Annotated in this window: 17 protein-coding genes and 2 tRNA genes; 9 read left to right on the top strand and 10 right to left on the bottom strand. The window is 66.7% G+C overall.

All coding sequences use genetic code 11. From position 1 onward, the window contains the following. The coding region (locus tag IE083_RS11550; protein WP_189353748.1) for a tetratricopeptide repeat protein at positions 1–939 on the top strand (939 nt) is incomplete at its 5' end. Between the two features lie 202 nt (positions 940–1,141). On the opposite strand, the gene IE083_RS11545 is transcribed toward IE083_RS11550, so the two are convergent. Beyond that, positions 1,142–2,617: a protein adenylyltransferase SelO gene (locus IE083_RS11545; RefSeq protein WP_189353747.1), complete on the bottom strand. Its 1,476-nt coding sequence runs from the start codon at positions 2,615–2,617 to the stop codon at positions 1,142–1,144. On the opposite strand from IE083_RS11545, the gene IE083_RS11540 reads away from it, so the two are divergent. Beyond that, the gene (locus tag IE083_RS11540) at positions 2,616–2,942 is read left to right on the top strand and encodes a hypothetical protein (protein WP_189353746.1); all 327 of its coding nucleotides are present in this window, start codon (positions 2,616–2,618) and stop codon (positions 2,940–2,942) included. The two genes, IE083_RS11545 and IE083_RS11540, sit on opposite strands and share 2 nt — an antisense overlap. Here IE083_RS11540 and IE083_RS11535 read toward each other — a convergent pair. Next, positions 2,939–5,227 (bottom strand): YgiQ family radical SAM protein, encoded by a 2,289-nt coding sequence (locus IE083_RS11535; protein ID WP_189353745.1) that lies wholly within the window; start codon positions 5,225–5,227, stop codon positions 2,939–2,941. The two genes, IE083_RS11540 and IE083_RS11535, sit on opposite strands and share 4 nt — an antisense overlap. A gap of 265 nt (positions 5,228–5,492) precedes the next feature. Here IE083_RS11535 and IE083_RS11530 point away from each other — a divergent pair, with 265 nt between their 5' ends. Next, positions 5,493–6,245 carry a substrate-binding periplasmic protein gene (locus IE083_RS11530; RefSeq protein WP_189353744.1) on the top strand — a complete coding sequence of 251 codons (753 nt, stop codon included), beginning with the start codon at positions 5,493–5,495 and terminating at the stop codon, positions 6,243–6,245. A gap of 55 nt (positions 6,246–6,300) precedes the next feature. Next, complete coding sequence (locus IE083_RS11525; protein ID WP_189353743.1) at positions 6,301–7,512, top strand: DUF1615 domain-containing protein; 1,212 nt, start codon at positions 6,301–6,303, stop codon at positions 7,510–7,512. Between the two features lie 122 nt (positions 7,513–7,634). Here the strand turns inward: IE083_RS11525 and IE083_RS11520 are convergent. From IE083_RS11520 to IE083_RS11505, 4 genes are all read right to left on the bottom strand, one after another. Beyond that, a tRNA-Arg gene (locus tag IE083_RS11520) sits at positions 7,635–7,711 on the bottom strand. Positions 7,712–7,716: 5 nt separating this feature from the next. Beyond that, a tRNA-Ser gene (locus IE083_RS11515) sits at positions 7,717–7,810 on the bottom strand. Between the two features lie 57 nt (positions 7,811–7,867). Then, positions 7,868–9,100, bottom strand: a complete 1,233-nt coding sequence (locus IE083_RS11510) for an aspartate kinase (protein ID WP_189353742.1) — start codon at positions 9,098–9,100, stop codon at positions 7,868–7,870. 330 nt (positions 9,101–9,430) lie between these two features. Further along, the gene (locus IE083_RS11505) at positions 9,431–10,417 is read right to left on the bottom strand and encodes a serine/threonine protein kinase (protein WP_189353741.1); all 987 of its coding nucleotides are present in this window, start codon (positions 10,415–10,417) and stop codon (positions 9,431–9,433) included. A 66-nt stretch (positions 10,418–10,483) separates the two neighbouring features. On the opposite strand from IE083_RS11505, the gene IE083_RS11500 reads away from it, so the two are divergent. Together IE083_RS11500 and IE083_RS11495 are read left to right on the top strand one after the other, a co-directional pair. Further along, positions 10,484–11,041, top strand: coding sequence for a hypothetical protein (locus IE083_RS11500; protein ID WP_189353740.1), 558 nt, complete (start codon positions 10,484–10,486; stop codon positions 11,039–11,041). A 70-nt stretch (positions 11,042–11,111) separates the two neighbouring features. Further along, complete coding sequence (locus IE083_RS11495) at positions 11,112–11,984, top strand: cation diffusion facilitator family transporter (protein ID WP_189353739.1); 873 nt, start codon at positions 11,112–11,114, stop codon at positions 11,982–11,984. A gap of 106 nt (positions 11,985–12,090) precedes the next feature. Here the strand turns inward: IE083_RS11495 and IE083_RS11490 are convergent, their stop codons facing one another. Genes IE083_RS11490 through IE083_RS11480 form a run of 3 tightly spaced genes read right to left on the bottom strand, consistent with a single transcriptional unit; the run spans position 12,091 to position 16,600 of the window. After that, positions 12,091–13,464, bottom strand: coding sequence for an efflux transporter outer membrane subunit (locus tag IE083_RS11490; protein WP_189353738.1), 1,374 nt, complete (start codon positions 13,462–13,464; stop codon positions 12,091–12,093). 12 nt (positions 13,465–13,476) lie between these two features. Beyond that, positions 13,477–15,414 carry a MacB family efflux pump subunit gene (locus IE083_RS11485; protein WP_189353737.1) on the bottom strand — a complete coding sequence of 646 codons (1,938 nt, stop codon included), beginning with the start codon at positions 15,412–15,414 and terminating at the stop codon, positions 13,477–13,479. 1 nt (position 15,415) lies between these two features. Further along, positions 15,416–16,600 carry an efflux RND transporter periplasmic adaptor subunit gene (locus tag IE083_RS11480; protein WP_189353736.1) on the bottom strand — a complete coding sequence of 395 codons (1,185 nt, stop codon included), beginning with the start codon at positions 16,598–16,600 and terminating at the stop codon, positions 15,416–15,418. Positions 16,601–16,780: 180 nt separating this feature from the next. Between IE083_RS11480 and IE083_RS11475 the strand changes: the two genes are divergently transcribed. Genes IE083_RS11475 through IE083_RS11465 form a run of 3 tightly spaced genes read left to right on the top strand, consistent with a single transcriptional unit; the run spans position 16,781 to position 19,478 of the window. Continuing rightward, positions 16,781–17,536: a (Fe-S)-binding protein gene (locus IE083_RS11475; protein WP_189353735.1), complete on the top strand. Its 756-nt coding sequence runs from the start codon at positions 16,781–16,783 to the stop codon at positions 17,534–17,536. Further along, entirely contained in the window at positions 17,533–18,915 is a 1,383-nt protein-coding gene (locus tag IE083_RS11470; protein WP_189353734.1) for a lactate utilization protein B, read from the top strand. Before IE083_RS11475 ends, IE083_RS11470 begins: the two co-directional genes overlap by 4 nt. After that, positions 18,912–19,478, top strand: coding sequence for a LutC/YkgG family protein (locus tag IE083_RS11465; RefSeq protein WP_189353733.1), 567 nt, complete (start codon positions 18,912–18,914; stop codon positions 19,476–19,478). Before IE083_RS11470 ends, IE083_RS11465 begins: the two co-directional genes overlap by 4 nt. 59 nt (positions 19,479–19,537) lie before the next feature. On the opposite strand, the gene IE083_RS11460 is transcribed toward IE083_RS11465, so the two are convergent. Next, on the bottom strand, positions 19,538–20,410 hold the full coding sequence (locus tag IE083_RS11460) for an NAD(P)-dependent oxidoreductase (protein ID WP_229799726.1): 873 nt from the start codon (positions 20,408–20,410) through the stop codon (positions 19,538–19,540). Positions 20,411–20,428 lie beyond the last annotated feature (18 nt).

The following is a 20,428-nucleotide window of genomic DNA, read 5'->3' as shown; positions in this document are numbered from 1 at the left end:
TCCGGACAATTTGGCAGTTTCCCGCCAATGGTCCGTTTACACAAAATTCTGCACACCCTCAGTTATTCTTACGATGACTGGAACGCCCGCGCCTTCGACGCTTACCACGCCAAGCAATATGAAGATGCTGCGCTGTACTGGAAGCACGCGAGCAGTATCCCCAATGCCGGTGCGGTCAACTCAGCCCAAGCCCTTTTCAATCGTACGCTCACATTGCATCAGCTGAAACGGCACGCTGAAGCTTGTACCACTTACCAGCAACTGATTGATACCTATGCATCCAACAATACACCAGTAATCCGTGAGCTGGTTGCAGAGAGCATGCTCAATATGGGGGCCCTCCTCGGCGAGATGCAGAAGCAGGACGAGGCCATTGCTACCTTCGAAAAACTGATCGCCACTTACTCGTCCGACAACACACCCGCCATCCGCGAACAGGTCGCCAAGGCCATGCGCAACATGGGGGTTGCCTTCGGAAAAATGCAGAAGCCCACCGAGGCTATTAGTACCTACCAGCAGCTAATCGACACCTATTCGTCCGACACAACTCCCGCCATCCGCGAGCAGGTCGCCAAAGCCTTGAACGGCAAAGGCTTTGACCTACTGCTGAAAGCCAAGAAGACGTGGCAGAATCGGGAGCAAGCTCAATCCTTGCTGCGCGAAGCGCGCAACGATCTGCTTGCCGGCCTCGAACGACGTCCGGGTTGCGGCATGACCCGTGGCAATCTTGCCTACGTGCAGTGGCTGCTCGGCGAAGCGCAGGCAGCAGAGGACAGTTTCCGTAGTGCACTGGCCGCCGCCCAAAACGGCGGCGAGAAGCTTTACCACGGCACAGTGACCGACATCGAACAGCATACGATTGCGGAAGATGGAGGCTTCCGGGCAATGATCGAACGGCAGTGGGCCGAGCATCAGGCCGTGAAGTCCAGCAGGGACTAACGACGCCATCACACCCGGTTGGCAAGGGAGCAGAAAACCCGACACAGGAGCGCGTGAATCAGCCGCCGGTTCCTCTCTCCATCACAAAAACCCAAGCAATCCACCACACCACCCGCCCGATAACAAGGTTGGCCGCAAACCATGAGGGCTTGCGGCCAACCTTCGTTTATTGATCAGATCAACAGGGGTTATCCGGCCAGATTCAGGTACCGCAGAAGGTGCGGTAGCCGGCCGCCAGCTCCGGCGCCGCCGGTAGCGCGTAGCGCTCCAGCCCGTCGCGCTCGGTGAACGGGTCGGCCAGCACGTCCAGCAGCCGCAGCGTCAGGCTCATGTCGCCGTGCTCGCTGGCGGCGGCCAGCGCCTCTTCCACCAGATGATTGCGCGCGATGTACAGCGGATTGAGCGCGCGCATCGCGGCGGCGCATTCGGTGGCCGGCTGCGGCTCGGCGGCGAGGCGCTGCTGCCAGCGCGCCAGCCACGGCAACAGCGCGGCCGGATCGGCAAACAATGCGGCCAACCTTGTCCCATCGCCGTCCGCCGCGTCGGCAAGGTAGCGCCAGGCGAGGGTGAAGTCCGCCTGCTGCGTCTGCAGCAGCGCCAGCCAGTCGTCGGCCAGCTGCTGGTCGCCGTCCTCTGCCGTGTAGAGGCCGAGCTTGCGCCGCGCCTGCGCCAGCCACTGTTCGCGGTACTGGTCGGCAAAACGGTGGATGACCTCGGTGGCCTGCGCCACCGCCTGTTGCTGCGACTCGGCGTCCAGCAGCGGCAGCAGCGTTTCCGCCAGCCGCGCCAGGTTCCACTGCGCGATGGCCGGCTGGTTGCCGTAGGCGTAGCGGCCGCGCTCGTCGATGGAGCTGAACACGGTGGCCGGGTCATAGGCGTCCATGAAGGCGCACGGGCCGTAGTCTATGGTTTCGCCGCTGATGGTCATGTTGTCGGTGTTCATCACGCCGTGGATAAAGCCGGCGTGCATCCACTGCGCGATCAGCCGCGCCTGGCGCCGGCACACCGCGTCGAGGAAGGCAAGATAAGGGTTGGCCGCATCCCGCAGCGCCGGATCGTGGCGGCGGATGGCGTAGTCGGCCAGCTGGCGCAGCGCATCCCCGTCCTCGCCGTTGGCAAAGTACTCGAAGGTGCCGACGCGCAGGTGGCTGGCGGCGACGCGGGTCAGCACCGCGCCGGGCAACGGCCGCTCACGGGATACGGTCTCGCCGGTGGCCACCACCGCCAGCGCGCGGGTGGTGGGGATGGCCAGCGCCTGCATCGCCTCTCCGATGATCAACTCGCGCAGCATCGGCCCCACCGCCGCCTTGCCGTCGCCGCGGCGCGAGAACGGGGTACGGCCGCTACCCTTGAAGGCGAGGTCGCAACGCTGGCCGCGGCGGTCGATCACCTCGCCCAAGAGCAGCGCGCGACCGTCGCCCAGCGTCGGCGAATAACCGCCGAACTGGTGGCCGGCGTAGGCCTGCGCCACCGGCTGCGCACCGTCCGGCAGCTGCGCGCCGGAGAAGCATGCGGCCAACGTTTCCGCCGCCACATCGGCGCTGTCCAGCCCCAGCTCCGCCGCCAGCGCGGCATTCCAGTACAGCAGCCGCGGCTGCGGCGGGGTGGCCGGTTGCCATGGCACCGCGTGTTGCGGCAGCTCGCGGGCGTAACTGTTATCGAAGGCGATGAGGGGCATGATCTGGCTTTCCGCTACGAAGATTGATCCTGAAAACCGCAGTTATCGCCACGGAAACACTCGGAAGAACACGAAAAAGGTCAATGCAGACAGGTGGTCTCTCTCCCGATGGGTGATTCCCATGCCTATCTCTTTCTTGTGTTATTTCGTAGATTTACCGACAAAACAAAGACATTCATCGGTTTTGTCGGTGTTTTTCTGTGTGCTTCCGTGGCCAATCAAGGTTTTCAGCTTGATGGAGGTTCGACCGCGCCGCGGCGGCAAGGTGCGCCGCGCGCGGCAGCAAAAAGCCGCCCCGGGGGGCGGCTGCGGTAATGTGGCTTAACGGCTGCGGCCAACCTTGCTGCCCGGTTTGGCGCCGCCACCGCCACGGCCGGTGTTGGGCTTGGCGGTGCTCTTGCCGGCCGGGGCGCGGGCGGCGGCCGGTTTGCCGCTGGCGGCAAGGCTCTTGCCGCGCGGGCTGCCGGCCGGTGTGCGCTGGCCCTGCGGCTTGCCGCGAAGCAGCGGCTGCTGTCCAAGGCGGTGGCGCGCGGCGGCGGCCTTGTCGCCCGGCGGTGTCGGCGGAATCAGGCAATGCCTGGCGTGGCCGATCAGGTCGCCGCGGCCCATATCGATCAGCGCCTCGTAAATGATCTGCCAGTTGTCCGGGTGGTGGTAGCGCAGCAGCGCCTTGTGCAGCTTGCGGCGGTAGCCGTCGCGCACCACGTCCACCTTCTCCGAGCTGCGGGAGAGGCGCTTCAACGGGTTGCGGCGGGTGTGCCACATGGTGGTGGCCATCGCCATCGGCGTCGGGGTGAAGGTCTGCACCTGGTCGAGGCGGAAGTTGTTCCGCTTCAGCCACAGCGCCAGGTTGACCATGTCCTCATCGCTGGTACCCGGGTGGGCGGCAATGAAATACGGAATCAGGTACTGCTCCTTGCCGGCCTGGCGGGAAAAGCGCTCGAACAGTTCCTTGAACTTGTCGTAGGTGCCAATGCCCGGCTTCATCATCTTGGACAGCGGGCCTTCTTCGGTGTGTTCCGGCGCGATCTTGAGATAACCGCCGACGTGGTGCTGCACCAGTTCCTTGATGTACTCCGGCGATTTCACCGCCAGGTCGTAGCGCAGGCCGGACTGGATGTTGATCTTCTTCACCCCGGGTATTGCCCGCGCCTTGCGGTACAGCTGGATCAGGTGGCTGTGGTCGGTGCCCATGTTCTCGCAGATGTCCGGATAGACGCAGGACAGCTTGCGACAGGAGCGCTCGATATTCTTGTCCTTGCAGGCGAGACGGTACATGTTGGCCGTCGGCCCGCCCAGGTCGGAAATGTGGCCGGTGAAACCCGTCGTCTTGTCGCGGATCTCCTCAATCTCCTTGAGCACCGATTCTTCCGAGCGGCTCTGGATGATGCGGCCCTCGTGCTCGGTGATCGAGCAGAAGGTACAGCCGCCGAAGCAGCCGCGCATGATGTTGATCGAGAACTTGATCATCTCCCACGCCGGAATGTGCGCGTCGCCGTAAGCCGGGTGCGGATTGCGCGCGTACGGCAGGCCGAACACGAAATCCATCTCCTCGGTGGAAAGCGGAAGCGGCGGCGGGTTCAGCCACACGTCGCGCGTACCATGCAGCTGCACCAGCGCACGGGCGTTGCCGGGGTTGGATTCCAGGTGCAGGGTGCGGCTGGCGTGCGCGTACAGTACCGGATCGTGCGCCACCGCTTCATAGGACGGGATGCGGATCACGGTCTTGGCGCGCTCGGCGCGGCGTTTGGCGAGGCGCTCGTCGCGCGACTCGATGCGGATCACCTGCGGCGCCGCCGGATCGCGGCCAACGTTGGCCGCAGCCACCTGCTCCGGCGTCTCCTGATAGGGGTTGAGATGGACATCGACCTTGCCCGGCGCGTCCACCACACTGGAATCCGCCTCCTGCCATCCGGCATCCGGCCGCCAGCCGTGCGGTGCCATGAACGCGGTGCCGCGCACGTCGCGCATCTCGGACAGCTTCTCGCCGCGCGACGCGCGGTGGGCGATCTCCACTAGCGCGCGCTCGGCGTTGCCGAACAGCAGGATGTCGGCCTTGGAATTAAGCAGCACCGACGGGCGCACCTTCTCGCTCCAGTAGTCGTAGTGCGCGATGCGGCGCAAGGACGCCTCGATGGAACCGATCATCACGCCGACGCCCGGGTAGGCCTCGCGGCAGCGCTGCGCATATACCGTCACCGCGCGGTCCGGGCGCTTGCCCGCCGCCGCGTGCGGGGTGTAGGCGTCGTCGGAGCGCGGTTTGCGGTCGGCGGTGTAGCGGTTGATCATCGAATCCATGTTGCCGGCGGTGACGCCGAAGAACAGGTTGGGCCTGCCAAGCGTGCGGAAGGCGTCGGCGCTGTTCCAGTCCGGCTGCGCGATGATGCCGACGCGGAAGCCCTGCGCCTCCAGCAGCCGTCCGATCAGCGCCATGCCGAAGCTCGGATGGTCGATGTAGCAGTCGCCGCTGACGATGATGATGTCGCAGGAATCCCAGCCCAGCTCGTCCATCTCGGCGCGGCTCATCGGCAGGAAGGGCGCGGTGCCGAAGCGCTGCGCCCAGTATTTGCGGTAACTGTTGATCGGTTGTGGTGCGGCAGGAAGCGTCATCGTGGCAGGTATTCCGTGAAAGACCGCGCATTGTGCCAGAAAGCGGCGCGGCTTTCATCTGAAAAAGGCTTTTTTTTCATTGACATAGCGTTGCAATACCCACAGAAAAGTTACGGTCTTGCAGCACCGGAACAGGCTGTTCCGACGACGGCAGGCAAGGCCGGCAGTTCACCTTGCGTGCAGAAGGTGTAGCATGTGGCAAGGCGCGGCGATTGCCGCAGCCAATCGATCAGGCGAATGTCATTAATCCGCCCAGGACACCCCCATGAGCCGCCCTTACCGTCTGCTGCTGCCCGTCGTGCTGTTGAGCCTTTATCCAACATTGGCCGCAGCGCAGGTGCTGAACGTCGCCTTCGGCGAATCACTGGAGCCGTACGTGATGCCGCAGCAGGCCTCCGGCATCGAGGTGGAGACCGTGCGCGAGGCGCTGCGCGCCGCCGGGCTGGGCATGCAGCCGGTATTCATGGCACAGAAGCGGCTGCCGCTGGCACTGAAAAATCCACGCATCGACGCCATTGCCACCATCCGCCCCGATTCCGGGCTGCAGGCGGCCTATTCCGAGCCCTATGTCTACTACGAGGATGTCGCCATCACCCTGCGCAGCCGCAACCTGCGACTGCGCGAGATAGCCGAGCTGGGCAAGTACAGCATCTCCGCCTTTCCACTGGCAACGCAGTATCTGGGCACCGAATTCGCGCGCATGGCGGCAGGCAATCCGCGCTACGGCGAGACCAGCAACCAGGTCGACCAGAACCGGCTGCTGTACCGCCATCTGGTCGACGTGGTGGTCGCCGACCAGCGCATCTTCAAATACATGAACCGGCGCGTGGTCAGCGACTTCCGCGAGCCGGTGCAGCCGGTCAGCTATCACGACCTGTTCAAAAAACTGCCCTACCGCATGGCCTTCCGCTCTGCCGCACTGCGCGACCGCTTCAACCGCGGACTGGCCATCATCCAGGGCAACGGCCTGCACCAGCGCATCCTCCACCGCTACCAGGCCCCCGACGACATCGACTGAACGGCGGGCAGTTACGCTAGAATCTGCCCTTTGCCGATGAGCGGAACACCGAGCCATGAGATCGCTGTTTTTCCCCGTTGCCCTGCTGTCGCTGCTGGGCGGCTGCGCCAGCCACACCCCGCCCCCGCAGGCCACACCGTTCCCGCTGGCCAGCCAGCAGGACGGCCTGGCCGAACCGGCCCCGGCCGCCAGCACGCCGCTGCTCACCCCGAGCACCCCACCCAGCGTGGCGCCGCCGAAAAAGGCCGCCCTGCCGCCGGCACAACTGCTGGACAGGCTGCTGCCGGACTACGTCAAGCCGCGCAGCGGCTGGCGCGACGACATCGTCAATGCCTTCACCGCGCTGCAGCTGCCGCCGACAGCGGAGAATTTCTGCGCGGTGATCGCGGTGATCGAGCAGGAGTCGACCTTCCAGGCCGACCCGGTGGTGCCCGGCCTGCCGGCCATCGTGTGGAACAAGATCGGGGAAAAGGTCGCCGGCTACCATATCCCGCTGCCGCTGGTGAAGGCGGCGCTGCTGAAGCCGTCGCCGACCGGCGAGAGCTACAAGTCGCGCATCGACAGCCTGCGCACCGAGCGCGAGATGAATGACCTGTTCGAGGACATGGCGGCCGAGGCCGGCAAGCTGGACCTGCCGGTGGGCATGAAAAACCCGATCAACACCGTCGGCTCGATGCAGGTCAGCGTCGCCTTCGCCCAAAGCCACGTCCGCGCCTGGCCCTACCCTTACCGCTACCAGGGCAGCCTGCGCAACGAGGCATTCAGCCGCCGTGGCGGCATCTACTTCGGCACCGCCAACCTGCTGCACTACCCGGCCGGCTACCGCGACATGATCTACCGCTTCGCCGATTTCAACGCCGGCCGCTACTCCAGCCGCAATGCCGCCTTCCAGCTCGCGGTGGCGCAGCTGAGCGGGCGCAAGCTGGTACCGGATGGCGACCTGCTGCGCTATCGCGACGGCCTGCCCTCCGGCGAGGCCAGCAGCACCGAGCGTGCACTGTACCGGATGAGCCAGCGCCTGGGGCTGAGCGACAGCGCCATCCTGCACGACCTGAAACAGGAAAAGAACAGCAGCTTCAGCCAGAGCACGCTGTACCAGAAGGTGATGGCGCTGGCCGACCAGCAGCAGGGGCGCAAGGTGGCGCGCGAGGCGTTTCCGCAGATCCGGCTGAACAGCCCGAAGATCACGCGCAAGCTGACCACCGAGTGGTTCGCCAAGCGCGTCGGCTGGCGCTACGACAACTGCCTGAAGCGCAGCCCGCAGTAAACGAAAAGCCCACCGCGACACGGTGGGCTTTTTGCGGCCGGCACATGCCGGCGACGGACAAAACAAAAANCCGGCCGCCGCCGTGAAAGGGCAGTGTTCTAACCGCTAAACTATAGGGACTGTGGTGCACCCGGAGCGATTCGAACGCCCGACCCTTTGGTTCGTAGCCAAATACTCTATCCAACTGAGCTACGGGTGCGTAGCTGGCGGAGAAAGAGGGATTCGAACCCTCGATACAGGTTTAAGCCCGTATGCTTCCTTAGCAGGGAAGTGCCTTCGACCTCTCGGCCATTTCTCCGTCAAGCGAGGCGCCATAATACTAGCGAAGGCGCCTGCCGTCAAGCTTTAGCGCCAATTAATTGGCAATTGCCTGGTCCAGACCGAATGCCTTGTGCAACACGCGCACCGCCAGCTCCAGGTATTTCTCGTCGATCAGCACCGATACCTTGATCTCGGAAGTGGAGATCATCTGGATATTGATGCCCTCTTCCGCCAGGGTGCGGAACATGGTGGAGGCGATGCCGCAGTGCGAGCGCATGCCGACACCGACGATGGACACCTTGGCCACCTTGTCGTCGGCGTCGATCTTGGCGGCGCCGATGTGGGTCTGCACGTCGCGCAGCACGCCCATGGTGCGCGGGAACTCGCCGCGCGGCACGGTGAAGGAGAAATCGGTGGTGCCGTTTTCGCCGACATTCTGGATGATCATGTCGACTTCAACGTTGGCATCGGCGATCGGGCCCAGGATCTGGTAGGCGATGCCCGGCTTGTCCGGCACGCCCTTGACGTTGATGCGTGCTTCGTTACGGTCGAACGCGATACCGGCGACTACGGCCTTTTCCATATTCTCATCTTCCTCAAACGTAATCAGTGTGCCCTCGCCCTCGTCCTCGAAGCTGGAGAGCACGCGCAGGCGTACCTTGTACTTGCCGGCGAACTCCACCGAGCGTATCTGCAGGATCTTGGAGCCCAGCGACGCCATCTCGATCATCTCTTCGAAAGTGATGGTCTTCAGGCGGCGCGCCTCCGGCACCACGCGCGGATCGGTGGTGTAGACACCGTCCACGTCGGTGTAGATCTGGCATTCGTCGGCGCGCAAGGCCGCCGCCAGTGCCACGGCGGAGGTATCGGAACCGCCACGACCCAGCGTGGTGAGGTTGCCCTGCTCGTCGATGCCCTGGAAACCGGCGACGACGACCACGCGGCCTTCGCTGAGGTCGCCACGCATCGCGGCTTCGTCGATCGACTGGATGCGGGCCTTGTTGAAGGCGCTGTCGGTGACGACACGCACCTGCCAGCCGCAGTAGCTCTTGGCCTCGACGCCGATTTCCTTCAGCGCCATGGACAAGAGGCCGATGGTGACCTGTTCGCCGGTCGAGATGATGACATCGAGTTCGCGCGGATCGGGTTGATCCTGGATTTCCTTGGCCAATGCGATCAGGCGGTTGGTTTCCCCGCTCATGGCGGATACGACAACCACCACATCATGTCCCTGGGCTTTCCATTTGGCGACACGGCGGGCCACGTTCTTGATGCGCTCCGGGGAGCCCATCGAGGTACCGCCGTACTTTTGTACGATAAGTGCCATGTTATGTTTTCTTGATAGGGGTTTGGATGTCGAACGATGATTCTTGCCTGATCCGGCACAGAAATGCAAGCCGCCGCGCCGCAAAAAACACGCGCTGTCCCGCAGTGCAGCAAGCCGTGCCGCAACCGTGCGCGAGCACGGCCATTCCGGGGTCAAAAAAACCCGCCGGCGGGCGGGTTTAGAACGTGCTCACGATCTCGCACGCTCACGCGAGACAAGGCGAAAATGGCTGAGGAAGCGGCGTTTAGCTGGATATAAACAAGCATTCCGAAACCCTTTTCAACGCGGTATCGCCCCGTCGGGATCAGTCGCAGCAGATCGTGAACAGGTTCAGACGCAGAGCGGGGCCTCGCGCATCGCCTCTACCTGCTGTTGCAGTTCGACAATGCGCTCCTGCCAGTACTGCGCGGTATCGAACCACGGGAAGGCGACGACAAAGGCCGGATCGTCGCGCCGCCGCGTCAGCCACGCGCTGTAGTGCAGCAGGCGCAGCGTGCGCAGCGCTTCCAGCAGGTGCAGCTCGCGGCGGTCGAAATCGCAGAAGTCCTCGTAGGCGACAATCAGCTCCAGCAGCTGCGCCTGTTGCTGCGCGCGGTCGCCGCTGAGCAGCATCCACAGGTCCTGCAGCGCCGGCGCCATGCAGCTGTCGTCGAGATCGACGAAGTGCGGCCCGTCCTGCGTCCACAGGATGTTGCCGACGTGACAGTCGCCGTGCACGCGGCGCCAGCTGATGTCGCCGGCGCGGTCGAAGGCGCGCTGCACCTCGTCCAGCGCCTGCCGTGCCGCCTGCTCGTAGGGGGTGGCCAGGTCATAGGGCAGCCGCGCCTGTTCCTGCACGCAGCGCAGCGAGGCCTCGCCATAGCTGTCGAGGTCCATGGTTGGCCGCAAGTGGTAGGGCGCCACCGCGCCGTGTGCGTGCAGTCGGCCGAGGAAGCGCCCCAGCCAGGCGAGGGTGTCCGCATCGTCCAGCTCCGGCGCGTGGCCGCCGCGGCGCGGGAACAGCGCGAGGCGGAAGTCCTGGTAGTGGTGCAGCGTGCGGCCGCCGAAGGGCAGCGCCGTCACCACCGGGATGTCGCGCGCGGCCAGCCCGGCGGCGAAGTCGTGCTCCTCCTGGATCTGCGCGTCGCTCCAGCGCTCCGGGCGGTAGAACTTGGCCACCAGCGGCGTATCGTCCTCGATGCCGATCTGGTAGACGCGGTTTTCGTAGCTGTTCAGCGCCAGCAGGCGGCCGTCGCAGCGCAGGCCCAGGCTTTCCACCGCGTCGAGCAGGAAATCCGGGGTCAGCCGCGAAAAGGGGTGCAAAGAGTTGGCTGTCATGACCGGCATTATAAGACGCATGGCGCGATGCTTTGCGATTTGTCGGCCAGCCTTTACCATCCGCGGATGAGCTCAACTTCCTTCAGTTATTTCCAGTCCGAGGACCGCCTCTTGGTGGTGGTGCAGCCGGGCGATCACAAGCTGTGGCTGACGCGACGCCTGACCTGTTCCATCGTCGGCGACATTGCGCGCCTGTTCGCCGGCCAGGTGCCCGGCGACGGCATTCCCGGTGCCGGCAACGAAGGCGAACGCATCGCGCTGGAACACCGCATGGCGATGGACGGGGAAGACCTCAACGGTCATGACCAGCCCCACCACCCGCTGCAGTTCAGCGATAGCGCACCGGCGCGGCCGGGCGACAGCGACATCCTGCTGTGTACCGGGCTGGATGCGCAGCTGGGCCGCGATTACGCCAGCCTCAGCTTCGTCTGCGGCGACAAGACGCTGAGCCTGCGCCAGAGCCGTCCCGGTTTTCACCGTTTCCTGCGCACGCTGCTGCTGTGCGCCGACAAGGCCGATTGGCAGCTGCCGGCCATCCCGCCGTGGCTGACACAGAGCCTGCTTGGCGAGCTGCTGGCCAACCTGCCGCCGCTGGACGACGACGACGGGCAGGATCTGCCATGAGCCACCGGCGCGCGTTAAGGCCGGCGTCAGCCGCCGCTGCCAGCATCCCCTGTTTTTTCCGGAGCCCGGCATGAACCCGCATCCCTCTCTGCAGCAAGCCGCGCAGCGTAGCCTGTGGCTCAGCGTCGCCGTCAACGTCGTGCTCACCCTGCTGCAGGTCGCCGCCGGGCTGTGGGCCGGCTCGCAGGCGCTGGTGGCCGACGCGCTGCACTCGCTGTCCGACCTGGTTGCCGATTTTGTTGCACTGCTGGCGCGCCGCCACAGCCACAAGGCGCCGGACGACGACCACCACTACGGCCACCAGCGCTTTGAAACCGCCGCCTCGCTGGCGCTGGGCCTGCTGCTGCTGGCCGCCGGTGCCGGCATGCTGCTGGGCGCCGGCAGCAAGATCACCAGCGCCACGCCGCTGGCGCCAGTGCACCAGGCGGCGCTGTGGGTCGCGCTGCTGACGCTGCTGAGCAAGGAACTGCTGTTCCGCTACATGCTGAAGATCGCCAGCGAGGTACGCTCCAGCATGCTGGTGGCCAACGCCTGGCATGCGCACGCCGACGCCGCCTCGTCGCTGGTGGTGGCGCTGGGCATCGCCGGCAACCTCGCCGGCTACACCTGGCTCGATCCGCTGGCGGCGGCGCTGGTCGGTTTCATGGTCGGCAAGACCGGCTGGGGCTTTGCCTGGGACGCGCTGCACGACCTGATGGACCGCGCCGCCGACGCGGACACCGTGGCCGCCATCCGCGCCACGCTGCTGGCGACGCCGGGGGTGCGGGGTGTGCACGACCTGCGCACGCGGCGCATGGCCGACCAGATCCAGGTCGACGTCCACCTTGAGATCGACGGCAATCTGACCGTGCACCAGGGCCACGACATCGCCGCCGCGGCGCGGCTGCGGGTGATGAGCAGCCAGCCGGTACTGGACGTGATGACCCACATCGACCCGGTGTGAGCGCCTGCGGCCAACCTTGGAACCCGTTCTCGATCCTGGCTGCGCGCAGGAAAACACCGTGACGCCGGCAAGCGTCACGGTGTCTTGGTACGGTGCCACCCCGCCACTAATGCCTGTCTTCTGCCGCCAGCGGCGCCCCGCCCAGCGCCTGGTACAGCGTGATCGTGGCCGCCAGCTGCGCCTGCCGCGCCGCCAGCCAGGCCGACTCCGCCGCCAAGGTATTCGCCTGCGTGTCCAGCAGCGTGCCGCGCTCCAGCGCCCCCAGCCGGTAACGCGCGCTGTCGATCTGTTCCGTGCGCCGTGCCGCGCCCAGCTTCGCCTGCTGCGCCTGCATCCCCTGCTCGCCGCTGGCCACCTCGTGCAGCGCGTCGTCGGCCTGCTGCAACGCGGCCAGCACCGTGCCGCGCCAGTTCTGCAACTGTTCCTGGTACTGCGCCTCGCTCAATGCCACGCCGGCCCGCAGCTTGCCGCCGTCGAACAGCGGCGCCGCCAGGCTGGCCAGTGCGCTGCCCAGCCACTGTGCCGGACCGCCGCCGGCGCTGCTGAGCACGCCCTGCAGCGTGAGCGTCAGCGTCGGGTACAGCGCCGCGCGCGCCGCCGTCACGTCGCCCTGCAGCGCCTGCAGCGTGGCGTCGGCGGCGCGGATGTCCGGCCGCCGCTGCAGCAGCTGCGCCGGCTGGATGTCGGCCGGCAGCGGCAGGGCCAGCGCCTGCAGCTTGCTGCCCTGCGGCCGGAAATCCTGCGGCGCCTTGCCGCACAGCACCGCCAGCGCGTTGTAGGCCTGCTGCAGCTCCAGGCGCTGCGCCGCCAGCGTCGCCTGCAGCATGGCGATCGTCTGCACCAGCTCCGCCTCGTCGCGCGGCGCCGTCTGCCCCAGCCGGATCTGCTGCTGCAACAGGCTCAGCCGCTGCGTCAGCAGCAACAGGCGCCGGCTGTCCAGCTGCTGCTGTTCATCCAGCAACAGCAGCGAGAAATACTGGCGCGCCACCTCGCCCTCCAGCGTCAGCGCCGCCGCGTCGCGACTGGCGACACTGGCCACCAGCCGTGCGCTGTCGCCGTCCAGCAGCGCCTGCTGCTGGCCCCACCAGTCGAGCTGGTAGCTCAGCGTCGGCGTCAGGCTGACGCTGTTGCTGCCCTGCTGCCGCTGCGCGCTGCCGGACAGGCTCAGCTGCGGCAGGCCGTCGGCGGCGGTCTGCGTCCGCACCGCCTGCGCCTTGGCGATCGCCGCCTGCGCCGCCAGCAGCTCCGGATTGGCGGCGCGGGCGTCGGCGATCAGCTGCACCAGCTCGGCACTGCCGAAGGCCTGCCACCACGCTGCATTGCTGCGCGGCGCGTGCCACTGCCCGGCCGGCGCACGCCAGCCGTCCTGCTGCAGCGGGATGTCGGCAATACCAGGCGTTGCGGCCAACGTTGCCGTACTGCAGGCCAGCGCCACGGCCAGCCCGCCCAGGCGCCGGCGCCAGGATGAGTGTTGTTGCATGCTTGTGTTCTCCTATTCCGCGGCCAGTGCCAGCACCGGGTCCAGCTGCGCCGCCTTGCGCGCCGGCAGGTAGCCGAACACGCAGCCGGTGGCAAATGCGCAGCCGAAGGCCAACAGCGGCGGCAGCCATGAAAACGCCACCGACACCCCGCCCAGGCGCAGGCCCCACACCAGCGCCAGCCCCAGCACGATGCCGATCACGCCGCCGAGGCCGCACACCAGCACCGCCTCGACATTGAACTGCAGCAGGATGGCCTGCATCCGCGCGCCGGTGGCCATGCGCAGCCCGATCTCGCGGGTGCGCTCGGTCACCGACACCAGCATGATGTTCATCACCCCGATGCCGCCGACCAGCAGCGACACCGCCGCCACCGAGCCCAGCAGCAGTGTCAGCGTGTTCTGCGTCGAGGTGATCATCTCCACCAGCGACGCGGTGTTGCGCAGCTGGAAGTCCTCGCTGCCGTGGCGGGCGCGCAGCAGCTGCTGCAGCATGGTTTCGGTGGCGCCGCTGACGCCGATGTCGGCGATCTTCACCGTGATCGAGTTGACGTACTGGCCGCCGAACAGCCGTGACTGCGCGGTGGACAGCGGCACGAAGGCGACGTCGTCCTGATCCTGGCCGAAGGTATTGGCGCCCTTGCTGCTCATCACCCCCACCACCTCGAACGGGATGTTGGACACCATCACGTACTGGCCGACCGGCTCCTGCCCGGCCGGGAACAGGCTGTCGACCACGGTCTGCCCCAGCACGATCACCGCCGCCTGCGCCCGTTCTTCCGCATCACCGAAGAAGGCGCCGCGGCTGACCGTCCAGTCCTTGACGCGGCCGTAGCTCGGCCACACGCCCTGCACCTGCTGCGTCTGGTAGTCGCGGTTGCCGACGCGCAGGGTGGCGCTGCCGCTGCGCATCGGCACCACGCCGTCGATATTGGGCAGCCCCTGCATCGCGCTGGCGTCGGCGGCGGTGAGGGTGGCAATCTCGCCCGTCGCGCGGATGCCGGCGGCGCCGGGGCGTACCAGCAGCAGGTTGGTGCCCATCGCCTCGATGCGCTGCAGCACGTCGGCCTTGCTGCCGTCGCCGATCGCCAGCATGGTCACCACCGCGGCGACGCCGATGATCACCCCCAGCAGCGTCAGCGCGGTGCGGAACAGCTTGGCGCGCAGGCTGCCCAGCGCCATGCGCAGCGTCTCCAGCCACGGCACCGTGGCGGCCGGCCGCAGCGGCGCCGGCGTTGCGGCTACGGTTGCGGCCAACGTTGGCCGCACGACCGCGCCGCTGTCGGACTCGATGCGGCCGTCGCGCAGGCGCACGATGCGCCCGGCGTGACGGGCGATGTCCAGATCATGGGTAATCAGCACGATGGTGCGCCCCTCGCGGTGCAGCTGCTGCAGCAGCGCCAGCACCTGCTGCCCGCTGTGGCTGTCCAGCGCGCCGGTCGGCTCGTCGGCGAGGATCACCGGCGCATCGTTGATCAGCGCGCGCGCGATCGACACCCGCTGCTGCTGACCGCCGGACAATTGCCCCGGCTTGTGCGCCAGCCGCGTGCCCAGCCCCAGCCGCGACAGCAGCTGCTGCGCCCGCTGGCGACGCTGCTGGCGGCCAACACCGGCGTAGATCGCCGGCAGCGCCACGTTGTCCTCGGCCGTCGCCGTCGCCAGCAGGTTGTAACGCTGGAACACGAAGCCGAAGCTGTCGCGGCGCAGTGCCGCCAGCGCGTCGCCGTCCAGCGTCGCCACGTCCTGGCCGTTGACCAGGTAGCGGCCGTAGCTGGGACGGTCGAGGCAGCCGAGGATGTTCATCAGCGTCGATTTGCCGCAGCCGGACGGCCCCAGCAGCGCGACGAACTCGCCCTCGGCGATGTCCAGCGTGATGTCGGTCAGCACCGGCACCGTCTCGTCGCCGCTGGGGTAGTGCTTGCCCAGTTGTTGCAGGCTTAACAATGCGCCCATGTCAGCCCCCCGGTGGTGGCGGCGGCATGCTGCCGGCCTTGCTTCTGTCATCGCTCTGCTGCGCCAGCACCAGCTGTTCGCCGGCACGCAGGCCGCTGCGGATCGCCGCCTGGCTGCGGGTGGTCAGCGCCACTTCCACCTCGCGCGTTTCCGGCTGGCCATCGCGGTTCAGCACCTGCGCGCGGTAGCGCTTGCTACCCGCCGCCAGCGGCTGCAGCGCGGTGAGCGGCACCACCGGCAGGCCGCTGACCTTGGCAAGGCTGAAAAACACCTGCGCCGTCATGTCGATCATCAGCTTGTGGCCGGGGTTGGCGACGTCCAGCAGCACGGTGTACAGCACCACGTCGTTGCTGGTGGTCGGCGTCGGCTTGATCTGGCGGATGCTGGCGGCGTGGCGGGTCTGGCTGTCGCCCAGCGTGGTGAAATAGGCGGCCATGCCGGGGCGCAGCAGCGGGATGTCGGCCTCGGCCACTTCCGCCTCCACCGTCATGGTGTCCAGCCGCGCCACGCGCAGCAGCGTCGGCGCCGACTGGCTGGCATTGATGGTCTGCCCCTGCAGCACCGTCTGCGACACCACGGTGCCGTCCAGCGGCGCATAGATGCGGGTGTAGCCAAGGTTGGCCGCATCGCCCTTCAGCGTCGCCTGCGCCTTGGCCAGCTGCGCCTGCAGCGAGCGCTCGCCGGCGCGGGCCTGGTCGAAGCCGGCCTGCGCCTGCTCCAGCGTCTCGCTGGTGGTGGCGTCCACCTTGGCCAGCGCCGTCTGCCGCGCCAGCAACTGGCGCGCACGCGCGGTGGCGACCTGTTGCTGCTCCAGCTGCGCCTGCAGGTCGGCGACCGCGGCCTCATCGGCGGCGACCTTGGTCTGGTACACCTCGGGGTCGATCTGCGCCAGCAGCTGGCCTTTTTTCACCTGTTCGCCGATGGCGACGTAGACGCGGCTGAGCTGGCCGGACACCTGGGCACCGACATCGACATAGTCGCGCGGTGCCAGCGCGCCCTGCGCGGTCACGGTCTGCTCCAGCTCGCCGATGCTGACCGGCTGCGTCAGCCATTTGGTGTTCGCCGCAGGCGTTGGCCACAGCGTGCAGGCGGCCAGCACCGCCGCCGCGAGCAGCAGCAGGCCGAGGCCGCGCCGGCGCCAGCGGCGCGCCGGGTTTGCTGCCGGATTTGCTGAGTGTTGCGTCATGACATCCTCCAGTACGGATGCCCATTTCAGCGCCGCAAGTTGTCGCCATCATCACCGCAATGTATCAGGCTGCTGACAATTGCCGGCGCAAGGGTAATTCCGCATTGGCAGCGGCGCCGGCACGGGCTTTAATCCAGAACGAGCCTGCCCGGGCATTGCGCTGGAGACCCTGCTTACGCCATGAACGTCGCCCTTTTCATTCCCTGTTTCGTCAACGAACTGTATCCGCACGTGGCGATGGCCACCGCCGAGCTGCTGGAAGGCTACGGCCTCAACGTTGACTACCCGCTGGCGCAGTCCTGTTGCGGCCAACCTTTGAGCAACAACGGCGACAGCCAGGGCGCCTGCGACGCCGCGCGCCGCTTCACCGGCGTGTTCAAGGACTACGACTACATCGTGTCGCCGTCCGGCAGCTGTACTGCCTATGTCAAACACCACTATCCGTGGTACATCGCCGACGATGCCGATTTCCAGGCCATGCAGCCGCGCGTGTACGAGATCGTCGAATTCCTGCAGGACGTGCTGAAGGTGGACAGGCTGCCCAAGCCGGTGTATTTCCCGCACCCGGTATCGATCCACCAGAGCTGCCACGGCCTGCGCGAGCTGGGCCACGCCGCGCCGTCGGAGCTGATGATCCCCTACCACTCGCGGCTGGAACGCATCCTGCAGTTGGTGGACGGCGTCGACGTGCGCCTGCCGGAGCGGCGCGACGAATGCTGCGGCTTCGGCGGCACCTTCAGCGTCGACGAGCCGGAAGTGTCGGTGGCGATGGGCGAAGACCGCGTCGCGCAGCACGAGGCCACCGGCGCCGAATACATCGTCGGCGCCGACCCATCCTGTCTGATGCACATGGGCGGCATCATCCGCCATCACGGCAAAGCCATCCGCCCGCTGCACATCGTCGAGATCCTCACCGGACGCGGGGGCGCGGCATGAAGAACGACAACATCAAGCACGCCGCAGCGGCGGCCGCCTTTTTGCAGGACCGCGAACAGGCGCGCTGGCACGATTCCGCCATCTGGTGGGTGCGGCAGAAGCGCGACGCGCAGGCCAAGCAGCTGCCGGAGTGGGAACAGCTGCGCGCACTGGCGCAGCAGATCAAGGCGCACACGCTGTCGCGGCTGGACGAGTATCTGGAACAGTTCCAGCGCAACGCCGAGGCCAACGGCGTCACCGTGCACTGGGCGGCCGACGCCGCCGAGCACAACCGCATCGTGCACGGCATCCTGGCTGCGGCGGGCGTCAAGAAGCTGGTGAAGTCGAAGTCGATGCTGACCGAGGAATGCGGGCTCAACCCGTATCTGGAACAACGCGGCATCGCAGTGATCGACACCGATCTGGGCGAGCGCATCGTGCAGCTGCGCCACGAGCCGCCGAGCCACATCGTGATGCCGGCGATCCACCTGAAGAAGGAACATATCTCCGAGCTGTTTCACAAGGAGCTGGGCACCGAGGCCGGCAACAACGACCCGACCTATTTGACCCACGCCGCACGCGCCAACCTGCGCGAGCATTTCCTGAGCGCCGGCGCCGGCCTCACCGGCGTCAACTTCGCCATCGCCGAAACCGGCGGCGTGGTGGTGTGCACCAACGAAGGCAATGCCGACCTCGGCACCGCACTGCCGGCTATCCACATCGCCAGCATGGGGCTGGAAAAGATCGTGCCGCGGCTGGAGCACCTGGGCGTGTTCACCCGCCTGTTGGCGCGTTCGGCCATCGGCTCGCCGATTACGACTTATACATCGCACTTCCAGCAGGCGCGTCCCGGCGGGCAGATGCACATCGTGATCGTCGACAACGGCCGCAGCGACATCCTCGGCAGCGACGACTTCTACCAGAGCCTGCGCTGCATCCGCTGCGGCGCCTGCATGAATACCTGCCCGGTGTACCGCCGCTCCACCGGCCACAGCTACAGCTACATCATTCCCGGGCCGATCGGCTCCACGCTGGGCCCCAGCCGCGACATCAAAAAACACGGCAGCATGGCCTTTGCCTGCACCACCTGCGGCTCGTGCAGCAATGTGTGCCCGGTAAAGATCAACCTGCACGAGCAGCTGATCCTGCAGCGCAAGCGCGCCTTCGACGCCGGCACGCTGAAGGCGGCCAAGAAGATGGGCCTGCTGGCGATGCGCTTCCTCACCCGGCATCCCAGCCTGATGGACGCCGGCGGCAAGCTGATGCGCAAGGTGGTGCCCATCGTGCCGCAGGCACTGACGCAGCACAGCGCGTGGAGCCGGCCGGGGCGCGAGCTGCCGCAGATGCCGGCGCAGAGCTTCAAGGAAATGTGGCAGGCCAGAAAGGAAAACAAGCAATGAGCAGCCGCGAAACCATCCTCGCCCGCCTGCGCCAGAACCGCCCGCAAGGCCCGGCGCTGCCGGACATCGACGCCGTACCGTTCATCACCTTTGAAGACAAGTTCGACGCTTTTCGCACGCTGGTGCGCAACCTCGGCGGCGACGCAGTGCAACTGCAGCCGGGCGAAACCGTCGCCGGCATCGTCGCGCAACGTTGGCCGCAACACGGCCGCGTGGCCGATGTCACCGCCGCCAAGCCGGAACAGGTGGCGGCGCCGCACGACTGGCACGACGTGGACATCGCCATCGTGCCCGGCGAGCTGGCGGTGGCGGAAAGCGCGGCGGTGTGGGTCAGCCACGCCGGCAACAGCCAGCGCGCGCTGTACTTCCTGACCCAGAAACTGGTGCTGGTGGTGCCGAAAGACGCCATCGTCGACACCATGCGCGACGCCTACGCCCGCGTCAGCATCCGCGAGCACGGCTTCGGCGGCTTCATCAGCGGCAGCTCGCGCACCGCCGACATTGAACAGAGCCTGGTGATGGGCGCGCACGGCGCGATGGCGGCGCTGGTGATCTTCGTGTGAACCGAATCTGCGTTGTAGCTTCTCTTGATACGGCCTGCGGGCCGTTTTTTTACGCCTGCTCAGTCATTATCCTGCCAGATCAGGCGCGCGATGGCGGAGGAATCCAGCTCGCCCTCGCCATTGGCCACCAGCCGGTCGATCAGGCCGGCGACACGCGCGGCCTCCGGCAGCTTGATGCCCAGCGACGCCGCGGTGTCCAGCACGATGCCCATGTCCTTCTGGTGCAGCCTGGCCTTGAAACCCGGCGCGTAGTTGTCGTCGATCATGCGCTGGCCGTGCACGTCCAGCACCCGGCTGCTGGCAAAGCCGCCCAGCAGCGCCTCGCGCACCGGCGCCGGGTCCACGCCGCAAGCACGGGCCAGCTTCATCACTTCCGCCACCGCCGCCACGCCGACGCCGACCGCAATCTGGTTGCAGGCCTTGGCCACCTGGCCGGCACCGCTGTCGCCGATATGGGTGATGGTCTTGCCCATCGCCTGCAGCACCGGCCACGCGGTGGCCAGCGCCGCCGCCTTGCCGCCGACCATGATGGTCAGCGTGCCGTTGATGGCGCCGACTTCACCGCCGGACACCGGGCAATCGAGGAAGTCGATGCCGCTGGCAGCCAGCCTGGCGGCGATCTCGCGCGCGCCGATCGGCGAAATGGTGCTCATGTCGACGCAGACCAGCCCCGGTCGCGCGCCGTGCACCACGCCGTGCTCGCCCAATAGCACCGCCTCGACATCGGCAGTATCGGAGACATTGGTCACCAGCACCTCGACGTTGGCCGCCAGCGCCTGCGGGCTGTCCGCCCAGTGGGCGCCCTGCGCCAGCAGCGGCTCGGCGCTCTCGCGCCGCCGTGCCCAGACCCAGACCTCATGTCCGGCCTTGAGCAGGTTTTCCACGCACGGGCGCCCCATGATACCCAGACCGATATACGCAACTTTCATCATGTTCCTAAGCAGAGAAAT

Source organism: Vogesella fluminis (assembly GCF_014652335.1).
Lineage (GTDB): Bacteria > Pseudomonadota > Gammaproteobacteria > Burkholderiales > Chromobacteriaceae > Vogesella > Vogesella fluminis.
This window is presented reverse-complemented; position numbering and strand designations above follow the sequence as displayed.

Excerpts from the sequence above, each read along its gene's own strand:
- IE083_RS11495 (WP_189353739.1), top strand. The coding sequence starts at position 11,112 with ATGAACCCGCATCCCTCTCTGCAGCAAGCCGCGCAGCGTAGCCTGTGG.
- IE083_RS11540 (WP_189353746.1), top strand. The coding sequence starts at position 2,616 with ATGATCTGGCTTTCCGCTACGAAGATTGATCCTGAAAACCGCAGTTAT.
- IE083_RS11490 (WP_189353738.1), bottom strand. The coding sequence starts at position 13,464 with ATGCAACAACACTCATCCTGGCGCCGGCGCCTGGGCGGGCTGGCCGTG.
- IE083_RS11545 (WP_189353747.1), bottom strand. The coding sequence starts at position 2,617 with ATGCCCCTCATCGCCTTCGATAACAGTTACGCCCGCGAGCTGCCGCAA.
- IE083_RS11475 (WP_189353735.1), top strand. The coding sequence starts at position 16,781 with ATGAACGTCGCCCTTTTCATTCCCTGTTTCGTCAACGAACTGTATCCG.
- IE083_RS11460 (WP_229799726.1), bottom strand. The coding sequence starts at position 20,410 with ATGATGAAAGTTGCGTATATCGGTCTGGGTATCATGGGGCGCCCGTGC.
- IE083_RS11480 (WP_189353736.1), bottom strand. The coding sequence starts at position 16,600 with ATGACGCAACACTCAGCAAATCCGGCAGCAAACCCGGCGCGCCGCTGG.
- IE083_RS11465 (WP_189353733.1), top strand. The coding sequence starts at position 18,912 with ATGAGCAGCCGCGAAACCATCCTCGCCCGCCTGCGCCAGAACCGCCCG.
- IE083_RS11470 (WP_189353734.1), top strand. The coding sequence starts at position 17,533 with ATGAAGAACGACAACATCAAGCACGCCGCAGCGGCGGCCGCCTTTTTG.
- IE083_RS11485 (WP_189353737.1), bottom strand. The coding sequence starts at position 15,414 with ATGGGCGCATTGTTAAGCCTGCAACAACTGGGCAAGCACTACCCCAGC.
- IE083_RS11530 (WP_189353744.1), top strand. The coding sequence starts at position 5,493 with ATGAGCCGCCCTTACCGTCTGCTGCTGCCCGTCGTGCTGTTGAGCCTT.
- IE083_RS11505 (WP_189353741.1), bottom strand. The coding sequence starts at position 10,417 with ATGACAGCCAACTCTTTGCACCCCTTTTCGCGGCTGACCCCGGATTTC.
- IE083_RS11500 (WP_189353740.1), top strand. The coding sequence starts at position 10,484 with ATGAGCTCAACTTCCTTCAGTTATTTCCAGTCCGAGGACCGCCTCTTG.
- IE083_RS11535 (WP_189353745.1), bottom strand. The coding sequence starts at position 5,227 with ATGACGCTTCCTGCCGCACCACAACCGATCAACAGTTACCGCAAATAC.
- IE083_RS11525 (WP_189353743.1), top strand. The coding sequence starts at position 6,301 with ATGAGATCGCTGTTTTTCCCCGTTGCCCTGCTGTCGCTGCTGGGCGGC.
- IE083_RS11510 (WP_189353742.1), bottom strand. The coding sequence starts at position 9,100 with ATGGCACTTATCGTACAAAAGTACGGCGGTACCTCGATGGGCTCCCCG.